The 20,515-nt window shown below is 69.4% G+C and carries 17 protein-coding genes and 1 pseudogene; 7 read left to right on the top strand and 11 right to left on the bottom strand.

Annotated elements, in window-relative coordinates; genetic code table 11:
• Positions 1-449: 449 nt before the first annotated feature.
• Positions 450-1,349, bottom strand: a complete 900-nt coding sequence (locus Ade02nite_RS47875) for a hypothetical protein (protein ID WP_203778110.1) — start codon at positions 1,347-1,349, stop codon at positions 450-452.
• A gap of 446 nt (positions 1,350-1,795) precedes the next feature.
• Here Ade02nite_RS47875 and Ade02nite_RS47870 point away from each other — a divergent pair, with 446 nt between their 5' ends.
• The 4 genes from Ade02nite_RS47870 to Ade02nite_RS47855 are packed head-to-tail and all read left to right on the top strand — an operon-like array spanning position 1,796 to position 9,882.
• The gene (locus Ade02nite_RS47870; protein WP_203778109.1) at positions 1,796-3,382 is read left to right on the top strand and encodes a DUF2397 domain-containing protein; all 1,587 of its coding nucleotides are present in this window, start codon (positions 1,796-1,798) and stop codon (positions 3,380-3,382) included.
• Positions 3,379-4,578: a DUF2398 family protein gene (locus Ade02nite_RS47865; RefSeq protein ID WP_203778108.1), complete on the top strand. Its 1,200-nt coding sequence runs from the start codon at positions 3,379-3,381 to the stop codon at positions 4,576-4,578. The genes Ade02nite_RS47870 and Ade02nite_RS47865 overlap by 4 nt, the downstream gene beginning before the upstream one ends.
• Complete coding sequence (locus tag Ade02nite_RS47860; RefSeq protein WP_203778107.1) at positions 4,565-8,632, top strand: SbcC/MukB-like Walker B domain-containing protein; 4,068 nt, start codon at positions 4,565-4,567, stop codon at positions 8,630-8,632. Before Ade02nite_RS47865 ends, Ade02nite_RS47860 begins: the two co-directional genes overlap by 14 nt.
• Entirely contained in the window at positions 8,629-9,882 is a 1,254-nt protein-coding gene (locus Ade02nite_RS47855) for a DUF2399 domain-containing protein (RefSeq protein ID WP_203778106.1), read from the top strand. The genes Ade02nite_RS47860 and Ade02nite_RS47855 overlap by 4 nt, the downstream gene beginning before the upstream one ends.
• Before the next feature lie 26 nt (positions 9,883-9,908).
• Here the strand turns inward: Ade02nite_RS47855 and Ade02nite_RS47850 are convergent.
• Positions 9,909-10,657, bottom strand: a pseudogene (locus tag Ade02nite_RS47850) (IS110 family transposase); the annotation flags it as partial.
• 112 nt (positions 10,658-10,769) lie between these two features.
• On the opposite strand from Ade02nite_RS47850, the gene Ade02nite_RS47845 reads away from it, so the two are divergent.
• Positions 10,770-11,327, top strand: coding sequence for an IS3 family transposase (locus tag Ade02nite_RS47845; RefSeq protein ID WP_203778105.1), 558 nt, complete (start codon positions 10,770-10,772; stop codon positions 11,325-11,327).
• A 213-nt stretch (positions 11,328-11,540) separates the two neighbouring features.
• On the opposite strand, the gene Ade02nite_RS47840 is transcribed toward Ade02nite_RS47845, so the two are convergent.
• From Ade02nite_RS47840 to Ade02nite_RS47805, 8 genes are all read right to left on the bottom strand, one after another.
• Complete coding sequence (locus Ade02nite_RS47840; protein WP_203778104.1) at positions 11,541-12,041, bottom strand: cupin domain-containing protein; 501 nt, start codon at positions 12,039-12,041, stop codon at positions 11,541-11,543.
• Between the two features lie 34 nt (positions 12,042-12,075).
• Entirely contained in the window at positions 12,076-13,017 is a 942-nt protein-coding gene (locus Ade02nite_RS47835; RefSeq protein ID WP_203778103.1) for an NmrA/HSCARG family protein, read from the bottom strand.
• A gap of 27 nt (positions 13,018-13,044) precedes the next feature.
• Positions 13,045-13,938, bottom strand: coding sequence for an NADP-dependent oxidoreductase (locus Ade02nite_RS47830; protein ID WP_203778102.1), 894 nt, complete (start codon positions 13,936-13,938; stop codon positions 13,045-13,047).
• 97 nt (positions 13,939-14,035) lie between these two features.
• Positions 14,036-14,350, bottom strand: a complete 315-nt coding sequence (locus Ade02nite_RS47825) for an MmyB family transcriptional regulator (protein WP_203778101.1) — start codon at positions 14,348-14,350, stop codon at positions 14,036-14,038.
• A 102-nt stretch (positions 14,351-14,452) separates the two neighbouring features.
• The gene (locus tag Ade02nite_RS47820; protein ID WP_203778100.1) at positions 14,453-15,271 is read right to left on the bottom strand and encodes a helix-turn-helix transcriptional regulator; all 819 of its coding nucleotides are present in this window, start codon (positions 15,269-15,271) and stop codon (positions 14,453-14,455) included.
• 11 nt (positions 15,272-15,282) lie between these two features.
• On the bottom strand, positions 15,283-15,789 hold the full coding sequence (locus tag Ade02nite_RS47815) for a MarR family winged helix-turn-helix transcriptional regulator (RefSeq protein ID WP_203778099.1): 507 nt from the start codon (positions 15,787-15,789) through the stop codon (positions 15,283-15,285).
• A 394-nt stretch (positions 15,790-16,183) separates the two neighbouring features.
• Entirely contained in the window at positions 16,184-16,558 is a 375-nt protein-coding gene (locus tag Ade02nite_RS47810; RefSeq protein ID WP_203778098.1) for a hypothetical protein, read from the bottom strand.
• Between the two features lie 231 nt (positions 16,559-16,789).
• Complete coding sequence (locus Ade02nite_RS47805) at positions 16,790-17,644, bottom strand: sporulation protein (RefSeq protein ID WP_203778097.1); 855 nt, start codon at positions 17,642-17,644, stop codon at positions 16,790-16,792.
• 105 nt (positions 17,645-17,749) lie between these two features.
• Here Ade02nite_RS47805 and Ade02nite_RS47800 point away from each other — a divergent pair, with 105 nt between their 5' ends.
• Positions 17,750-18,829 (top strand): isocitrate/isopropylmalate dehydrogenase family protein, encoded by a 1,080-nt coding sequence (locus Ade02nite_RS47800; protein ID WP_203778096.1) that lies wholly within the window; start codon positions 17,750-17,752, stop codon positions 18,827-18,829.
• Between the two features lie 19 nt (positions 18,830-18,848).
• Complete coding sequence (locus Ade02nite_RS47795) at positions 18,849-19,625, top strand: hypothetical protein (RefSeq protein WP_203778095.1); 777 nt, start codon at positions 18,849-18,851, stop codon at positions 19,623-19,625.
• Positions 19,626-19,883: 258 nt separating this feature from the next.
• On the opposite strand, the gene Ade02nite_RS47790 is transcribed toward Ade02nite_RS47795, so the two are convergent.
• Positions 19,884-20,504, bottom strand: coding sequence for a DedA family protein (locus Ade02nite_RS47790; protein WP_203778094.1), 621 nt, complete (start codon positions 20,502-20,504; stop codon positions 19,884-19,886).
• Positions 20,505-20,515 lie beyond the last annotated feature (11 nt).

Raw genomic sequence — 20,515 nt, 5'->3', positions numbered from 1 at the left:
TTCTTTAACGAGACCGCCTGGCACGCCCAAACCGAGCCAGATAACCTGCCCCAACCGGAGGCAGGTAACCACCGCTCCATCAGAGCGGGGAAGCTCAGCTTTTCGAAGTCTTCACCCCCGAGGAAGGCGCCACCCAACACATCGGCCTCGACCATCTCCCTCACGTCAGCACCTTCATCGCCGAGTGGGTGGCCGACACTTTCGCGGCCCTGGCGCGGTAAGCGGAACCAGACCAGCACACGGTGCCGGCGTGCTGGACCGGCGTGGTGCGGCATCCTTCTGGCAGCCAGCGCCACGGGCGCCCTAGCGGCGCTGGCATCGCACAGGTCTCCAGCGACTTCCGTATCGCGCCAGCGGGGACAAAGATCGGCGTGTTCTAGCGAGGGAAGATACAAGGCGGTGCGGATCGCCCCACCTGCGCACTTCCGAGCCGGCGCACCAGAAACTCCTCAGCTACCCGGCTGACGGCTTGCGGCGCCCGGATCGGTGCTCTGCTCAAGGGCCGTCCACCACTCCTCCAGTTCGTCGACCCGGCTCTGGAGTGCGGCGTTCGCCGCCCGGGCCGTAGCCAGTTCCTCGGTCAGCGCACCGATCGGCCCGGAGGCGGTCAGGGCGTCGAGCCAGCCCGCGACCAGCCGGTCCTCAGCGGCGACCCGGCGGAGCGCGGAGGCGACCACCTCCGGTGACAACTCGGCCACGAACTCTCTCGGGAGCGTGAGCAGGCGAGCGACCTCGCCGAGGCTCCGCGCGGCGCTCATCTGGCGCCGAAGGCGCTCGGCGGACGGCACCGCCGGTTCGGCCGGTGTCGCAGCCGCGATCGGCTTGGCAGGAGAAGGGGCGGCCTTCGACACAGGCGCGGGCGTAGGTGCCGGCTCCGGTTCAGGCTCGGCCTCCGACGGGAGTTCGGGAAGGTCGTCCCCCACCCAGGCGTAGGCCAGAATGTCGCCCTTCTGCCGTCTGGCGACATTTGGCCACTTGGGCAGAACCGCCAGCGCGCGGGGCCCGTGCCGGGCCCAGGTCTCGTTCCGGAGACCCAGCTCGGCCAGACGCTCCCGGATCTCTCGCACCTTCAGCGGGACCGGCGACTCGGCCAGCAGGTGGAGAACCACCGCGAGGGGCTCTTGGGCGAAGACAGCGTGAAACAGCCGCGAGTCGGACAGAGCCAGGAAACGCAGCGAACCCCTCGTCGCGACGTGAACGCCGGCGCCCCGTGGGACAAGCTCTTCCTCATCGGTGTCGTCCCACTTGACCTGATAGTTCGTCCCGTCATCCGCGAGGATCGATCCGGCTCGGGTACGGCGTACGCCGAATGAATCGGACACCTGGACAAGGCCCTGATCTGCGCTCACGAATGCGACTGTAATAGTTATCGTCGCGGCCGGGGCGCCGGCCGGATCCAGCCGATCCTGGCCAGGTCTATCGGCCGTGTGCGCCCAGCGCCGGCTTGGTGGAACAACTCTGAGAGGAGATGGGCGCACACCGATCCGCCACAAGCAACCAATCAAGGACCTCCACGGCGATGCCTGGCACTCGGCTCCTGCGATCTTGACTAGGCCCTCGGCTCGCCCGGACGACCAGCACTCAGCGCCACCAACGGCCGACTGAACTCCAGCACATCGTCGGCCACGGTAGGTGGTTCTCTCGCTGCTTGGCGGAGCCCTCGCCATGGTTTCGGAACCGTGCGGGCTCGCCGAGTCCGCGCGAACACCCGGTGAGCGTGCAGTTACGTAAGGACATAGACTGCGGCTACTCTCGTGTCCTGTGCCGACAAGGCGTCTGGGGAGGGCCTACCAAGTTGGCGACCAAGGCAAGACACGTCACCGGTCCGGACGGCGACGATTCGCCGAACTTTGACGTTGAGGTCACCGACTCTCGGCGGGCGATGGCGTACCTGGTGGCGCCAGGCTCGGACGACTACATCCGGATCATGTCGGTACTCGAGTCGTCGGTGACCGACTTGACCCCCGCCGAGGTTGCGCTCTTGGTCTCCGCCGATGGGCCGGTCATGCCCGAGGGCGTGGTTCAGGCACGACTGGACAAACTGAAGGATTGGACGGCGGCTACCGGGCGAGCGGATCCTTCGAGGATCCGGCGGCATGCCGACATTCTGGCGCGCAACTGGCGGTGGACGGCCACCCCGGCCGGCCGGCAAGTGCACCGCTTCTACACATCTGTGCTGGCCGCGACCCCGACGATGCGGGAGATTCCGCTACCGAGCCTGGCTCGGATCGTCGAATCGATCGAACAATTGGCCCACGAGCTGGCCCTGCCCCGCCGCGATGACGGCAAGGCCGCGGAGCTCATCGGGCGGCTGTTCACCGCCCACGACGATCTCGACGCATCCCTGGTCGGCGCGGAGGACAGCCTGTCCGGCCTGGCCGACCGGTTCGACCTCGACCGGGATGCGACCGCGGAACTCAAAGGATTGCTGGTCGACTACGCCACCCACGTCGCCGGTGAGCTCGAACGCGGCGCCCAACGCGCCCACGATGTGCTGAACCGGCTGCTGCGACCGCACTTCAGCGTCCTCGCCGAGATCGCGGTGGCTCAGTCGCAGGCCCGGGCACTGATTGAGCGCGGGGCGCTCACCGCGTCCAAGGGTGGCCGGGTCGCCGACTGGGACGGGCTGGCGGCCTGGTGCGACCCGCACACCGGACGGTCGAGCCGGTTCGCGTTGCGGTTGGTCCGCGCGTTGCCCGGAATGCACGCCAACCTTCGCCGTCTGCACAGCTCAGCCGGGTACGCAACAGGCCGGGCACGGGCATTGCTCTTGGCCAAGGCGTGCCTTGATCCCCGGTACGGCACGGCGATCCTGCAAGCGGCCACCGGGGATCATCCGTGGCGCAAGCTGTACGGGGAAGCCGACGACGCCGACCTGTCCACCAACCCGGGATGGCGTTCCGGCCCGTTGGTCGAGCTGCCCGAGTTGCTGCGTACCACCGGCCGCACCGGCGCTCGCGGGCGTGCCCCGGCGGCCCGCGACGACGCCGCCGCACGGGCGGCGGTGCAGGCGGCTCGGCAGCAGCGGATGGCCGAGCATGCGGCGGCGATCGAGGAGATCCTCAGCGGAGCGCCGGGCGGCGTGTTGTCGGTGCGTGCCGCGCAGGTGGCTTTGGCCGCGCTGATGACCGCGGTCCGGACCGGGCTCGTGCCCGGCACGAACGACCGGCGGACCGGCACCCGCGATGGACTCGCCTGCACGCTGTTCCACACCGGTCTCGACAACGGGTTACTGGCCGCGCCGACCTGGCGGGTCATCCTCCCCGGGCGTGTTCCCGTCTTTCACCTGCCGGGCCAGTGGGTCAGCGCGCCCCAGCCGACCCGTCCTGACCCGGCGCGCCGCGCCTCGGCCAGGCTCGAGCAGATTCCGGGGGCGGCATGACGACCGGTGCGAAGGCGTGGCGGCAACGCCGGACCGATGCCCCGGAGACCGCTGCCGAGACGGCGATGGTGCTGCGGCAGCTCATGGTCCAGCCGTGGCTGGTCGCCGGCCGCGACGACGTGGGGATCGCAGCCGTACGCCGCAACGAGGCCGCGATCCGCGAGGTGCTCGGTCGGCTGGGCTGGGTCCTGGTTGTCGAGCGGGACTTCGTTCGGCTGCGGAAGTCTCCCCCGGTTCGCCGTGACGCCTGGGCCGCGACCGGGCCTACGCCCTTGTGCAGTTCATGGTTCTTCCTGCTGGTCGCCGCCGCCGAGTCCCTGCCACCGCGGGTGAGTATCGGACAGCTGATCGCCGCCGCACGCAGCGCGGCGGCCGAGGCTGAAATCTCGGCGGCCGACGACATGGCACAGCGGTACGCGATCCTGGCCGCCGTCAAGCTTCTGGAACAGCGCGGCGTCGTGGAGAGCCTCGACGGGGACCTCAACCTCCTGCTGCGCGAGGATGACCCGCCGGTGCTGCTGGCGGTGCACCACCATCGTCTGGTGCACGTAATCGCGAACTTCGGTACGGCCGACCCGGTCACCGATCCGGCGGGCTGGTTGCATCAGGTCGCACGGGAGAGCGACCCGGCGCGGCGCATGCGCCGCAAACTCGTCGACGACACCGCCGTCTACGCCATCGACTTGGACCCCGACGAGGCCGACTGGCTGTCACGCCGGGTTCGCGGCGACGATGGCCTGCCCTTGGCCGAGGCTTTCGGGCTGCACCTGGAACGCCGGGCCGAGGGTGCCGCGTTCGTGGTGCCGGCCGACGCGTTCCGCTCCCGCGACGCGTTGGGCGACCGGCCCTTCCCCGGCGGCGGCACCGTCGCCCACGCCGCGGTGCTGCTCTGCGACCTCGCCGAGTCCGACGGGATGGTCGCTGCCGAACGCCCCGGCTGGCGCGGCATCGCCGACCACGACGTGCTGCGCCACCTGACGACCTTAGCCGCGAAATACGCCGGGCAAGGCTGGGCCGCCGAACACGTTGCCGCACCGGCCGGGCTGGCAGTCGAAGTAGCGGCGCTGCTCGCCGGCGTGAACCTCCTGCGTGTCGAAACCGGCATGTGGTGGTTCGCCCCGCCGGCGGGCCGCTGGGAGCGGCCCCGCGAGCCACGGCGCGACCAAGCACGCAAGGGCACCCATGGCCTCGGCTGACGAGCTGTCGCTGTTCGGCGACGACCTGATCGCCCCGGCCGGGCATCCGGAGCGATTCACCACCCGGTGGCGGCTGGTCGGCGCCGGCTTGTCGAACGTGTGGCGCTACGGCGATCTGCTCCTGACCGCACCCAGTGGACGGCTGTTGCTGCGCGGCCCGAACGGCACCGGTAAGACCACCGCCCTGGAAGCCCTCTGGCCGTACCTGCTGGACCTCAACGCGCAGCGGCTGGCGGCCGGCAAAGCACGGCCGACTTCATTGGCACTGCTGATGCGTGAGGGCGCCGACGGTCACCGTCGCCGCTGCGGATATCTCTGGCTGACCTTCGCAGCGCCGGGCGGTGACGGCGTCCGCTCCTACGGTGTGCGGCTGCTGTTCAGCGAGAGCGGCTCACCGGCGGTCCGAGTTATGCCGTTCACCGCTGCGGGCGTACCGCTGAAGGACTTTGATCTTTACGGCTCGAACCGGGCGGCACTGTCGAACGAGCAGTTCGGCGACACCATCGCCGCAGCCGATGGCACCGTGTTCGATGACGAGGACTCCTACGTCGCTCACCTCGCGACACATATTTGGCGGACCGCTGACCGACCGCTGATTGAACTCGCCAACCGGGTGCGTGCGGTGCGCAATCCCAGCCTGCTCGGCGACGTGTCCCCCAAGGCCGCCGCGGATGCGCTGCGGGAAGCGCTGCCCGGTGTATCGGATGAAGTGGTCACGGCCACCGCCGAGGCTCTCGCCGAGTCCGAGGCGACCCGGGCCGCGTTCCAACGTGACCGCGACGCTGCCGCCGCACTCGAACGTTTCGCCGAGGCGTGGGCCGGACACGTCATCGACGTCGTCGGCGGCGCCCACACCGCCGCCACGTCGGCGCAGCGCGCCGTCCGCGACGCCGAACGCAACCTGGCCCGGGTAGCCCGCAACGTGCAGGCAGCGATCGGGGACCACGAGCGTGCGGTGGCCGGGGAGAAAGAGTTCAAACGTCAGGCCGACGAGCTCGACGTGAGGATTCGTGCGCTGGAGGAATCCGACTCTTATCAGGCGGCCGGTCGGCTCGCGGACATGCAGAAACGGGTCGACGCCGAAAACCGTGCCGCAGCCGCCGAACGATCCAAGTTCGCCGAGTCGGTGGCCGCAAGCAGGTCCCGCGCGCAGAACCTGCGGGCCACGGCCGCCGAGATCACCGCCGACCTCAATGACCTGGTCGGCGAAGCCGCCGCCGTCGACAACCGCGCCACTCCAGACCATCCGCTGCTGACCTGCACCAGCACCCCACGGGCGGCTTTCCACCTCGACGAGACATCTCTCGACGCCGGCCCGACCGCCGTCATCCGGGCCGAGCCGGCGCGAGCCGCGACGCTCGCCGCCCTGTGGCGCGAACTCGCCACCGGTCACCGCCGCAGCGGCAACGACGCCGGGCTCGCGCTGACCGACCGGCGCGAGACCGATAACGCCGAACGCGAAGCCGCCGAGCAAGCGCCCGTCGCCGCCCGCGCCCGGGTGGCGGCCGAGTCCGCTCAGCGGCAGCTGTCCGCCGAAACCGCGAAAGCGCAGCAGGCGCTGCGCGACCTGGCCGATGCCATCGACACCTGGTACGCCGACAATCACGAACTTGCAGTCCTGGTCGGCGCCGGATGGCACCCCGACGACGCCGACCTTCTCGGCGCCGACGAACCCGCCCAAATCCTCACCGGCATCGACGGCATCGCCCACACCGTCCGACAAGCCGGCGCAGCCGCCGTTGCGGACCTGAAGCACCGCGCCACGCTCGCCGGCACGGAGGCGACTCGTCTGACCACGGCTGCCGAGGAACTGCGCGCCGAAGCACGTACCCTGCGTGCAGGCAAGCTGCTGCCCGTCCCCCGACCCGAGTGGGCCGGTCCGGCACCCGACGGCCACGCCTTCGCTGACGCGGTCGACTGGCACCCGGCCGTCATCAGCCCCGCCGAGCGCGCTTTGATCGAGACCGCCCTGGCCGCCAGCGGCTTGCTCGGCGCGGCACTGCACTCCGACGACGTACGAACCGACAGGTGGCAAGTCGATTCGACCGGCGAACCTGTCACCCCGAACCTCGCCAGCGTGCTGATCATCGACCCGGACCATCCCCAGGCCCGGATCGCTGAACAGGTACTGCACCGCGTCGCCCTGCACGACACCAGCACACCGTCGGCCGGCCTGGTCATCGGCCGCGACGGCACCTACACCGCCGGCCCCTTGCAAGGCCGGCCACCGCAGCTGGCTAACGCCGAGCACGTCGGCGCAGCCCAGCGGCGCGCCGCCGCCCTCGCCCGCGCCGACGCCCTCGACGTCGAGGCGACCGGCCTCGATGCACAGGCCACCGAACACCACCAGACCGCTCAACGCCTCCGGGGCGACGCCGGCCGCGTGCAGGCGGCACTCAGCGACTTCCCGAAAAGCACCGCCGCCAGCCGGGCCGAGGCGATCCGCGCCGCTGCCGCCACTCGGGCCACCGAAACCCGCCAGGCCGCCGACACCGCGGCCGAACTCGCCGCCCAGCTCACCGAGACCGCAGAAGCGTTGCGCCTCGCCTGGGAACAACGAACCCGGACACGCCATCTACCGATCGGCATCATCGAGCTGCAACAGCTGCGCGCCGACGGCGAACACCGCGCCCGCGAACTCGACGCCAAGGCCAAAAAACTCCAGGAACGCGTGCTGCCACGGCTGGACCGGCTCGCCGCCACCGCCGCCGAGGACACCGAAAACAACGAACGGCTGAACCGTCAGCACGCTGAGGCCACCGTCATCGTCGAGCGCGCCACCCGGCTGGCCGCCGAGCACCAAGCCTTGGTCCGCGCGGTCGGCCTCGACGCCGCGACCGCCCTGGCCCAGCATGCCGAAGCCAGAGGCCGCCGCGACAACCTCGAGGGACGGCTGGGCGCTGCGGCGAAAGCCGTGACCGAAGCAGACAATCTCGTCCGCGAACTCGGCTTCGAGAAACGACGGGCCGAACAACGCATCGAAGACGCCGGTCCGCCCTTGGCGGCAGCACTGCGCCGGCTCCGCGTCCTGCTCGACGTCAACGGAGTGTCGGCGCTGCTGTCAGTCCGGCCGGACCAAGACGATCTGATCGATGCGCTCGGATCCGCCGTCGCCGGGAAACGCACCATCAGTCAACGTCTGCTCCGCGAACGCTACGACACGTGCCGCACCGAACTGGCCGGCCTGTGGACCCTAGACCCCGGCGACACCGTCGAAACCCTCGACACCTACCTGCTCACCCACGACAGCATCGGCTACGCCCCGCCGGACGCCGCCGACGCCGGCCGACAACTACGCGACCGCGCCCAGCAAGCCCTCAACCGCGCCGAGGAATCAGCACTACGCGACTTCGTGATCGGCCGCCTGCCCCTGGCCATCGGAACCGCGTGGGTCCACATCGAGGACTGGGTCCAGGCCGTCAACCGCAAAATGCGCAACGCCTCCGCGTCCTCCGGCGTCGGCGTCCGCATCGCCCGCTCCCTGTCCAAGGACCTCACCGCCGCCGAAGCCACCGTGCACCGCCTCGCCTGCACCCGCACCACCCTCACCGCCGCCGAACAAACCGAAGTCGGCGAAGCCCTGCAAGCCCTCATCGCGGCAGCGCCCGGAGCGACCATGGCCGAACAACTCACCCATGCCATCGACGTCCGGCAGTGGCTCGACATCTCCTACGAAATCGTGCGCCCCGACGGCCAAGCACACCGCTGGACCTCCAAGACCGGACTGTCCGGCGGCGAACGCCGACTCGTCGTCCTGGCCCCCATGCTCGCCGCCGTCGCCGCCTACTACGACCAGCTCGGCCCGACCGGACTGCGGCTGACCGCCCTGGACGAAGTTCCCGCCGAGGTCGACGAACGCGGCCGTGAAGGCCTCGCCCGCTACCTCGCCGAACTCGACCTCGACCTGATCTGCACCAGCTACCTGTGGGACGGCGCACCCGGCGCGTGGGACGGCATCGACGCCTGGGACCTCGAAGCCGGCCCCGACACCACCGTGGTCGCCTTCCCGATGCTCGTCCGCGGACTCCACCGGCTGCCCGAGGACCCAGCATGACGTCGCGATGTCCCTGGTGCACCCGCGACTGCACTGGCGTCGACGACGCGGCCCTGCGCGGTGAGAACCTGGACTGGCTCTGGCAACGGCTCGCCGACGTCGGCGACCGGCGCGGCGACCAGGACCTGGTTACCGGCACCGCCGCGGTAACCGCCCCGGCCGACGCCACGCAACGAGCCGCCGTCACCGGCCTGGTGGGCGGCCGTACACCGCGAGCCGGGCAAACCATCAGAGTGGATCTGAGCGCGCTCACCGCCCGGCTGCAGGCTCACGATCCGCGCCTGACGCCCGGCATGCTCGCCGCCCACACCGCCGGCCGCAGCCTCGGCGAACGGATCCGGGGCAACGCCGAACGCCGCGACGCACTCGACCGCCTGCGACACCACACCCTCAATGTCATCGACACCGAACGCGAATTCTGGCCTGCGCTGCACCGAGCCGGCTGGGCCGCAAGGCTGCTGGCCGCCGATAACCCCGAACAGATCGTTGACCAAGCCGCGGCTACCATCGCCGCCTTACCGGCATCTGGTGGACGGCTTGACCGGCGGCGGTTGGCCGACTCCATCACTGGCTTCCCACACGCGCTGGACAACGGCACCCTGCCCGGACTCGTCCTGGCCATCCTCACCGCGACCGGTCGCATCCCTGCCGGGCTGCCACCGCGTGCCGCCTGGGCCGCCGCCGGCATCGACTGCGACGACCTCACCGGCGGGTTGCTCGCCCTCGGCATCCACCCGGCCGGCTGGTCCCTGCCCGTCGGCACGGTCGTCACCATTCCGCCGCGCGAGCTGGCCCGCTGCGCCTGGCCCGAAGCCCCGCAATCCGGCGTCCGGGTGTTTGTCACCGAGAATCCGTCGGTCGTAACCGCCGCCGCGGATCTCAGCAACGGCGCACCGGTGCGGCTGCTGTGCACGGTGGGCACACCGTCCGCACTGGAGATTGATGCCATTGGAGGGCTCGCCGACGCCGGCTGGGAGGTAGCCGTCCGCGCCGACTTCGATCAGGCCGGACTGCAACACGTGGCCTCCCTGCTCGCCGGCATTCCTTCGGCGGTCCCCTGGCGGATGAAGGCGGCCGATTACCTGAGTAGCCTCACCAGCCCGACGCACGGACGGACCCGACTGGATACGGCGGCCCTGCCTGCAACTGCATGGGATCCAGACCTGCACGAGGTGATGATCGAGTCCGGTTACGCCGCTTACGAGGAAAGTCTCATCGATCAGCTCATGGATGACTTACTCAAGAACTGAGCGGCGATCTGATGAGATCTTGATCGGGCCATTGGTCCGGTAACCACCGGCAACGTCTGAGCATCAAGGGCGGCGAAGACCTCTTCAACCAGGCGAACGCCCATCCGCGGAGCCCGGGGTTTGACGATCTCGGCGAGTTTCGACCGGCCGGCTTTACGCAGCCCGGCTGGTCCACCACACCGCGACAGCGCTTCGAGGACGGCGGGATGCTGCACTTTCGGGCTGAGCACGCGTTCCAGTGGTGGGTGGATCTGGGTGAGCAGTCCGCGGATCCGGTCAGCGATGCGCGTGACTCGCCGGCGAGGTCGTCGTCGTAGCCGACCAGCATCTCCAGCTCGGCGAGGGTGTCATCGCCGGCGTCGATGCGGCGCAGCGTGTGAGGCAACGTGCGTGCCGCATCGGCGATCACGTAGGCGTCGCGGGCATCGGTTTTGGCCGTGCCCGGGTGCAGGTCGGCGAGCCGCCGCATGACCAGACCGGGCAGATAGCCGACCTGATGCCCCCATGCCCGGGCGACCGCGACCGGCAGGGCGCCGATCGAGGCGGGCTGGTCGACCACCGCCAGGATCCGGCCGTGCCGGCCGAGTTTGTCGGACAGTTTGCGCGGCCCGGCCTCGGTGTTCGGCAGCGGTGCGTCGTGCAGCCGCTTGCCCGCCGGGTCCAGCGCGACCGCATGGTGATCGCTCTTGCCGACGTCCAGGCCCAGGAACACGCCGTACTCGTCGTGTACGCCTCGCCTCCCCGCGAGTCCATCATGGGCTCGGCCGCGGGTCAGAGCGTCGGACTGCCGGCAGCCACGTTACGAAGAGACCTACCCCGAACGGTGGCCGGGTCCCTATCAGCGGTCCGCCGACGCCACCCGGTCCGGCGACAACACCCCCCGGATCATGCGTACGACAGGGGCATTAAGCCATACCGGACCGAGCGACCGAGCAGTCCCCATCGGGGACGATCAAAAAGGTAACGGGGAGACCTCGAGCCGGTGTGGCACCGACCTGGTCCTCGCCGCCCCCGAGTACGGAGTCTGGTCGCGTGATGTCCGTGACCGCGAACTGATCCGCTACTCGGACAGGGGCTCGAACTATACGTCGTTCCGCTTCGCGCAACGCTTACGCGACGACGGAATCCTTCCCTCGATGGGCTCGGTCGGTGACTCCTACGACAACGCTCTGATGGAGAACTTCTGGTCAACCCTGAAGATCGAACTGGTCTACCGAACGTCGTGGCGGACCCGCGACGAGGCCGAGAACGCGATCTTCGAATACATCGGTGGCTGGTACAACACCCGCCGCATCCAACGCGAGCTGGGTTACCTCAGCCCGGACGAATACGAGACCGCCTGGCACAGCCGGCAGGCCGGCCAAGCCGAACCACATAACCTCACCCCTGCACCCGCCGAGAGCAGCCAAGCTCGTTCGGCGGCCGTTCCCAGCGGATGCCGGTGAACAGGACAGACAAGATGCCGCACAACACTTGCGGTCATCGACCGGCCGGCGACCAGGGCCCGAACGCGGCGGCTGCTTGGGCAGCAGTCGCTCGATGCGGGCCCAAAGGTCGTCGTCGACCAGCCACGGCTGGGGGTCGCGCTTCCTCTTGTCAGCGACAACGGTCCGATCAAATATCAGGTCATGCCATGCACCCGATTGAGTTAGGAGTTCTTACAGGAACTCGCTCCGGTAGGTCGAGGCTAGTTCGCCCGCACGCCGGCGACGGTCCGCGAGTTCGTCGTCGGAGAGATGCGGCGGTGGGGCGTCCGGGCCGGCGACGATGTCGCCGATCCGCGTGAAGTATTCGTCCTGGCCGGCGGGCGTGCACATGCAAAGCATGCGGGCCGGGGCGCCGGAGACGTTGCGGAAGTTGTGCGGGGCGTTGGCCGGGATGTTGACCGTGTCTCCGGCTCGTACGGTGTGCTTCTCGCCGCGGAAGGTGAATTCGATTTCGCCCTCAAGGATCATGAACATTTCTTCGAAATCGTGCCGGTGTGGGGGCGGGCCGCCGCCGTCGGGCACGCGCATATCGATCAGGCAGTACTGGCCGTTGGTCTGTTCGCCGGTGATCAACATGCCGTAGGTGTTGCCCACGAGCGAGATGTAGGTGATGGTCGGGTCGTCCGGGTTTGCCACGGTGAGCGAGCGGGTCGGATCGTCGTCCGGAATCATCAGCGCGAACTCCTTCAGTGGTGACGAGATTTGTTCAGGCCTCGAGCTCGGCGCGGTGGGCGGCCAGGAAGTCGGTGAGGCTGAGCGGGTCGGGGTTGTAGGCGCGTGCGGCATCGAGGTCGCGGCGGCCGAGGTAGGAGTCGGGGAACTCGGCGTAGTACTGGAACATGTTGCCCAGCTCGTCGGCTCCGGGGAAGCCGAAGCCGCGGAACTGGTCGTGGGTGGGTGGGCGGTAGGCCACCGGCTCGCCGAGGACGGTGCCGAGCGCGGCCGCCATCTGTTCGCCGGTCGCGTAGGCGCCGACGACCGGGATGGTGGCGCCGATCGTTTCCGCGGGCTGGCGCAGCACGTTCAGCGCCAGCTGGCCGATGTCTTCCGAGGCGACGCCGGCGACGGGTGTGTCGCCGAGCGGCAGGTGCATGGCGAGCGTGCCGTCCGGGTCGCGTTGGGGTTTGGCCAGGCCGAGCAGGTTGTCCCAGTAGAAGGACATCAGCAGGTACGTGGTGGGCAGCCCGGACTTCGCGAACAGCGCGTCGGCGTCGCCGCCTTTGACGTCGAAGTGCGGCACCCGGTAGCCGTCGCCGATGACCGGCATCCGGTCGTCCCCGGCCCCGATCGCTTCCCGGGTGTCTTCGAGCGTCGACCACAGGACGTGCTGGAGGCGGGCGGCCTTGGCCGCGGCGATGATGTTCTCCACTTCGGCCAGTTCCCGGGTGGGGGAGCGGTGCTCCCAGTACGGCGTGACCAGGAACGCGCCGTACGCGCCCTCGAACGCCCGGCGCAGGCTCTCCTCGTCGCCGAGGTCGGCCTCCACCACCTGGGCGCCGAGCCGGGCCAGCGCCTCAGCCTTGGCGGAGCCGGCGCTGCGGGTGACCGCCCGTACGGCGAATTGGCCGTCGGCCAGCAGCGCCCGCGCCACCGCGCCGCCCTGCGTGCCGGTCGCGCCGAGCACCGCGATGATTCTGTCGTACGACATCGAAAGCTCTCCTGTCGGATTCGGGGTTCAGGCGACGATGACGGTCTTGCCGGACAGCTCGCCGGCGGCGGCGCGGGCGTGCACGGTGGCCAGCTCGGCCAGCGGCACCCGCTCGGCCACGTCGACCCGCAGCTCGCCCGCGTCGACCAGCGACACCAGGTGCGCGAGCTGGCGGGCGTCGCTGCGAACGAAGAGGTCGATGCCGCGTACGCCCCGGGCCTCGTCGGACGGCGCGGGCATCCAGACCGTCGTGTTGACCAGGACGCCGCCGTCGCGGATCAGCCGGACCAGCGCGGTCAGCCGGTCCGGCTCGACCGGGGCCAGGTTGAGCGCCACGTCGACCGGCTCGGTCACCTCGTCGATGGTGCGCAGGCCGTCCTCGCTGCGGGGGCCGTTGACGGCGACGACCTCGGCGCCGGCGTTCTCGGCCAGCTGGACGGCGTAGGAGCCGACCGCCCCGCGGGCGCCGTTGATAAGCACCCGCTGCCCGGCGGTGAGCTTGGCGTGGTCGAACAGCGCCTGCCAGGCGGTCAGACCCACCGTGGGCAGCGCGGCCGCGTCGGCCAGGGGAATGCTCGCCGGCGCCGGGGCCAGGATCTCGGCCGGGGCCAGCACGTACTCGGCGGCGGCGCCGTCGCCGGTCATCGGCAGAAAGCCGACGACCCGGTCCCCGGCCTGAACGGCGGTCACGCCCTCGCCCAGCTCCTCGACCGTGCCGGAGACGTCGATGCCGGGCGTGTGCGGCAGCGTCACCGGAATCGGGCCCCGCATGAAACCGGCGCGGATGTTGCCGTCGACGCCGTTGAACGACGTACCGGCGACCCGGACCAGCACCTGGCCGGCGGCCGGGACGGGGCGCTCGGCGTCCTCGTAGCGCAGGACGGCCGGGTCACCGTACTCGTGGAATCGCACTGCCTTCATCGGAAGCCTTCTCTCTCGTAGTTGCTTCGTTTTCGAAGCACATCTTGACCATACTGCGCTTCGAATTCGAAGCAATAGCGGATCGGTGTGACCCGGGCTACATCAGTCGGCGGAGCTTCTCGTCGCTCGCCGAGCCGGGCACGGTGGTGAAGAAGAGCAGAACCTGACGCTCGTCGGGATCGACCAGGACGTGGCGGTACAGCTCCAGCTCACCCAGAAGGGCGTGCCGGTAGCGCCGCAGGCGCGAGCCCGGCATGACCCCCACCTCGGCCAGGCGGTGGTCGCTGAGCAGGATCGCCGCGGGACGAGTCGGCAGCAGCACCTCACCGAACCGCGAGAACACGATCGCCGGGCGATCCGGCAGCCGCTCAACGAGACGCGCCAGCAGCGGTCCGACCCGTTCCTGCTCCATCGCCCTCACCCCCTGTCGTTCTCCGGCCCGTCCAGCGTGGCGGGAACCGGGAACAAGGTGAATGGCGCGGTTATCCACGGACTTTTTGTCCGTGGATAACCGTCACATGGCGCTCAGGCGCCGGAGCTTCTCCTCGCTCGGTGAGCCGGGCTCGGCCAGGTAGACCAACAGCTCCTGGCCTTCGTCGGGGTCGATCAGCCGCCGGGCGGTCAGCCACAGCTCGCCTTGCTCGGGGTGGCGGTAACGCTTGAGATCGTTGTGATGGACGACGCCCACCTCGTGCCGCCGCCAGACCTCGGCGAACTCGGGACTGACGGACAGCAGGGCGTCGACGATCTCGCCGGCCGTTCCGGTGGGGTCGGCCGTGTACGCCGCGCGGATCTCCGCGGTGAAGACCCGGCCCCGGATGTCGTGGTCCTCCGGCGGGAAGAGGGCGCGTTGCGCCGGATCGGTGAACCAGCGGTAGACCAGATAGCGGGCCATGCCTTGAAAGCTGGTGTAGTCGCCCAGCAGGGCGACCGCCGGCCGGGTCTGCAGCAGCGCCTCGCCGAACCGGGAGAGCACGATCGCCGGCGTGTCCGACATGCGCTCGACGATCCGCCGCATGGCCGGGCTGGCCTGCTCGTCCCGTAACGCCCGCCGCGGCGCCGAGTGGCCGCCGAGGTGGAACAGGTGATCGCGTTCGCTCGGGCTGAGCTTGAGGCTGCGGGCCAGCGCGGCCAGCATCTGCTCGGACGGCATCGGGCCCCGCTGCTGCTCGAGGCGGCTGTAGTAGTCGGCCGACATGCCGGCCAGCACCGCGACCTCCTCGCGGCGCAACCCGCCGGTACGGCGTCGAGAACCCGCGGGCAGCCCGACGTCCTCCGGCCGCAGCGCGTCGCGCCGGGCCCGCAGGAAGTCGGCCAGCAACGCCCGATCCATCCCGCCGCTCCTCACTCGGCCCGGTTGCGGCCGGCTCGGGGCTTGGCCGAGCGGGGCGGGGTGGCCCGCATGTGTTCGCGGACCCGGCCCAGCACACCGCTGAGGGTGGCGAGGTCGCGGCCCTTCATCGGGTCGAACAGCAGCTGCCGTACGCGTTCCACGTGCCCCGGCAGTACGTGCGCGATGAGATCGCGGCCCGCGTCGGTGACCGTGACCATGACGCTGCGCTCGTCGTCCGGCGACGGCGCGCGGGTGATCAGGCCGCGCTTCTCCAGCAGGCCGGCCTGGTAGGTCAGGCCGCTGCGGCTGTACACCACACCGTCGGCCAGGTCGGTCATCCGCAGCCGACCCTCGGGAGCGTCGACCAGCCGGGCCAGGATCTGGAACTGGACGTAGCTGAGGTCACCGTCGGCGCGCAGGTGCTCGTCCACCGCGTACTGCAGGAGGCTGCTCACCTCCATCAACGCGAAGTAGGCGCCGAGCTGCTCCGAATTCAGGCCGGGGGACGGATCGCTCACCCGGCGAGTTTACTTGCTTAGAATTCGAACGATCAAGTTCGCCCGGGCATGATCAGTCGTTGTCAGCGAGCGGAGTACCGCGTGCAGCAGCAAGGCCCGGGCCTTCGGCGGCTCAGGCATTGATATTCGCTCGCAAGAACGACAGCACCAGCGCTGCGATCTGCTCCGGGAACTGGTCGTGCGGGTAGTGCCCCGGCGCCCTCGATCATCTGGAGCTCGCCCACGCCCGCGGGCAATGCCGCGATCACCGCTTGGCCTTCGGCATGCGGGTCGGCCCAATCGGGTCAAGAGAACCTTCGATGATCAGAGTTGGACAGGCACGTTGCCGAGCTCAGCTCCGGCGTCGGCCGGTGAGGATCTGAGCATCGACGTGAGTGCTTTCATACGGCCGTGCTCACGGAGACTGGCCTCGATGTGTTGCTGCCGTTGGTTCCAGTCGGCCGGTTTGACTCCGGGATAGGCGTGCTCCAGGTGCTTGCAGTCCGAGTACCGCCCAGCCCTGTGTCGAGCCGCGCGGGGTGGCGGCCAGCAGGTCCTGCACCAGCCCGGTCAGGGCCAGGGTGACCGCGACGCCGTAGACGACGTTGTTGCGCTGACGCACAGGGATAGCGGTGAGGATTGCGGCCGGCCAGACCAGCGTGGCCCAATGTCCGCCCACGAAGAACACCGGAACGAACATCAACGCCAGGACAGGCAAGCTGACCACGAATCCGACGGTGACGACATCGTGGGACCGCGGGCCGCCGCCCACCCCGACCCGCGCGGCCACTCGCCGAGCGTGGTCACGCAGGACAAGGCATGTCGATGGTCAACGACATCGCAGCCACGCCGCCTGCACGTCGACGAGGTATGGGCGGCGCTCCGGGCCCGCCATCACCGGCCTCGGACGGCGGGCCGGATCCCGGCAAGCTGAGGCTCCGCGGCCGCGCCCCGGGCGGGGATATTCGCCCACGAGTCGGTCCTCGTCCAGCCCGGCGGCGATTGCTGAACTGCCGTCTTGTCAGTCGTCATCGTCATCATCGAAGAGGTCGTCCAGGACCTCGCCGGCGACGTAGCCGGCCGCGACACCGCCCACGACACCCGCGACGGTGCCGGCGATCCCGGGCCCGCTGTCGTCATCGTGATCGCGGGAGAGGGGAATCGCCGTCACGCGGTGCTCCAGGGCTTGACGCACCCAACCGTCCACCTGCGGCGCCCAGTCCACGGTGTCCGCGTCGGCGTGGGCGACGGTGTAACGGTCGTAGCGGCCGGGAAAGCCTTGCTGTCCGGACCCCACCAGAACTTCGACGTTCTGCGATGTCACATTGAAGATCAGCTCGATCGCGCCGACCTCGCTCGCATATTGGGGTGCGGGCCTGAGCGCGAAGACCTGCTGCACCGGCAGCGCCGGCCGAGCGAAAGGGACCTTCGTGAATTGAATGCCGGCATCCTCGAGGGCCCACCCGAGCGTGCCGAAAGCCTCCAGGATCCGCCACTGAACGGGAAGGGGCTGAACGGAAAGCATGCCGATGTCGCCCTTGACCGTGGCATTGTCGATTTCCGCCTCGGCGCGCAATCCCAGTGCCGCACCGCTGATGGTGATGGGCATCTCCCATGGCAGAGCGATCTGGAAGGGGATCGCCTTTCGCTCGTCCTCGCCCAGCGGAACCGGCCCACTCACCATGGTCCGGAAGATTTCGGTGTCATCGCCCGCGACCAGGACCAGCGTGATGTGCTCGACAGTGGCCGACGAACCACCGCCCACGAGTTCGACGCTGCCGGTCACCGGTGAGCCGGGCTGCCCGGGACCGTCCAGAACGGTGTCGATGGTCGGCCCGCCGAGGCCGAAGGCGTTCATCATCTTCTTGAGAAACATGTCATCTCCTTCGATCGAACAGCACGGAGGAGAAACTACGGCGCAAGACCTGAAGAGCGGCTGAATAGGATTGCCGCTGTTTCTCTGTGAAAGGCGACTGATCATATGACTGGCTACCGTCTCGGTGTGCTGCTCGGCGACGGCATCGGACCGGAGATCGTGCCCGCGGCCGTCGCCGTGGTCGACGCCGCGCTGCCCGATGCCGTCGAGTGGGTCGAGCTGCCGATGGGCCTGTCCGCGATCGGGTCACACGGCGCCGCCGTACCCCCGGAGACCTTGACTGGTCTCGCTGAGCTCGACGGCTGGCTGCTCGGCCCGCATGACAGCGCCGCCTATCCGGAACCGCACCGGTCCGAGCTCAACCCGAGCGGCGCCATCCGCAAACACTTCGATCTGTACGCCAACATCCGCCCGGCCAAGGCGTACGAGGGCGGCAACGCGATCGTGCCCGGCGCCGACCTGGTCATCGTCCGCGAGAACACCGAGGGCTTCTACGCCGACCGCAACACCTACGCCGGCACCGGCGAGTTCATGCCGACGCCCGACGTGGCCATATCGCTCGGCATCGTCACCCGACACGCCGTCGAGCGCATCGCCCGTACCGCGTTCGAGCTCGCCTCGCGCCGCCGCAAGCGGGTCACCATCGTGCACAAGGCCAACGTCCTGAAGCTGACCACCGGCCTGTTCCGCGACGTCTGCCGCGAGGTGGCCCGCGACCACCCGCAGATCACCGTCGACGACTTCCACATCGACGCCATGACCGCCCACCTCGTGCGCCGCGCCGACGCCTTCGACGTCATCGTCACCGAGAACATGTTCGGCGACATCCTCTCCGACCTCGCCGGAGAGATTGCCGGCTCCCTCGGCATCGCCCCATCGCTCAACTCCTCCGACACCCACGCCATGGCCCAGGCCGCGCACGGGTCGGCGCCCGACATCGCCGGCCGCAACCTCGCCAACCCGATCGCCATGATGCTCTCCAGCGCGATGCTGCTCGACTGGCTCAGCGCCAAACACGGCGACAACCGCCTGCGCGAGGCCGCCGCTCGCATAGAGCGGAGCGTGCGAGCGGTCGTCCACTCGGGGGTGCGCACCCGCGACCTCGGCGGCGCGGCCTCCACGACCGAGTTCACGGCCGCGGTGGCCGAGGCCGCCCACAGCGAGAAACAAAGGAACCGGACTTAACAGTCAGTCATTCCCACAAATGCCGAACCGTCCCTTCGGCAGCCGATGGGGGGAGCCGCCTCGCGCGAACATCGGTTCGCCGACCGGCCGTGAACGCCAAAACCATGTCGATCGCCACGATCCGGGCCATCGTGGCGGTCGCTATCGCCGGATGGAAGCCGCCGACCAGCTCGCGCGAGCAGGGGTGATACCCGCGGTCGGGCATACCGAGGCTACCGTCGAACAGACCCGTGAGGCGTTCGGTCGAGGCGCGCGGATCCTCCCCCACGCCTTCAACGCCATGCCGCAGTTACCTTCTCGCGAGCCGGGGCCGTTGGCTGCCGCGATTGAGGACGGTCACCTGGTGATGGAGCTGCTTGTGGACGACCAGCACGTCCATCGCTCGCTGGTGCGTCTGCTATTCCACGTCGCGGCCGGCCGCATCGCCTTGATCACCGACGCCGTAGCCGCCACGGGCTGCGGGGACGGTGCTTACCGACTCGGCTCGCTCGAGGTGCAAGTGAAGGATGGCCGGTCGCGCCTGCGAGATGAGCCAGACACGCTCGCAGGATCCACCATCTTTCTCCGTGATGCGCTACGCCTCCTTCAGCAGTACGGCGTGGACGAGTCAGCCGCTGTAGCCGCCGCGGCCCTGGTGCCAGCCCGGGTCATAGGCAGCGCCGCCCCTATCGGTCTTCTTGGCGAGAGCTACGCGGCCGATGTCGTCATCTGGGGTGAGGACTGGGCGCCTTGGTGGGTTTTCGCGGACGGCAAGCCGTTGGTGCAGCCTTCGACTCAAACCGGTGGCAACAGCTGACTCCTCCCATATCTGCCCGCACCCGGCCCCGCTCCGTCTCGGTGACGTTCCGTTTCGTCGGCGCGACCGTCTTTATCCCTCGGCTGGTTCGGATGACCGGCCCACCTGATGCTTCGTCTGCTCGTGTCCTGCTCGGCACCCATCGCCGAGGTCCGCTGAGTCGAGACGCACCGCTGCGAACCGTGATCGCCGATCAGATCAGCAGGACGCCGACAGCGCCTCCGCATGTCGAGCGAACTGCGGGCGGCGTTTTCCGCTTCACGTACGAGCGGGGCGGCGCAAGAGCCGGGCGCCCAGCCAGACCGCGGCGCCCGCACCCGCGACGACGAGGCCGATCATCCACCAGGGCAGGTCCAGGATCCGGAGGAGTTGGGAGCCGAAGAAGTATGCGGCCGAGACCCAGACGCCGACCCACAGGGCGGCGCCGATCGTGTTGTGCAGCAGGAAGCGGCGCCACGGCATCGCGGTGATGCCGGCCAGGACACCGTTGAACTGGCGCAGACCGTCGAAGAAACGCGCGACCACCACCACGTAGCTGCCGCGCCGGGCGAAGAACCCCTCTATCTTGGCGAATCGGGGCGGGGTCAGGAACACGTAACGGCCCCACCGGTGCACGGCGCGTCGGCCGCCGCGGGCGCCGATCCAGTAGCCAAGGTTGTCGCCCAAGACCGCCGCCGCGAAAGCCACGGCCGCGACCAGCCACACGTCGAGCTGGCCCCAATGCGAGTAGATGGCCGCGGCCACCATCAGGGTCTGGCCGGGGGTGGGCAGGCCGAAGCTCTCCACGAAGATGATGACGAACAGGGCGATGTAGCCCCAGTCGTCCAGGATCGGCGCGAGGTCGCGCAGCAGGGGCGGCAGGCCGGCATCCGAGTGCATGAGGAGCCATG

The sequence above is a fragment of the Paractinoplanes deccanensis genome (genome assembly GCF_016862115.1).
Taxonomy (GTDB): domain Bacteria; phylum Actinomycetota; class Actinomycetes; order Mycobacteriales; family Micromonosporaceae; genus Actinoplanes; species Actinoplanes deccanensis.
The sequence above is the reverse complement of the archived record's forward strand: the minus strand, read 5'-3'. Positions and strand labels throughout refer to the sequence as shown.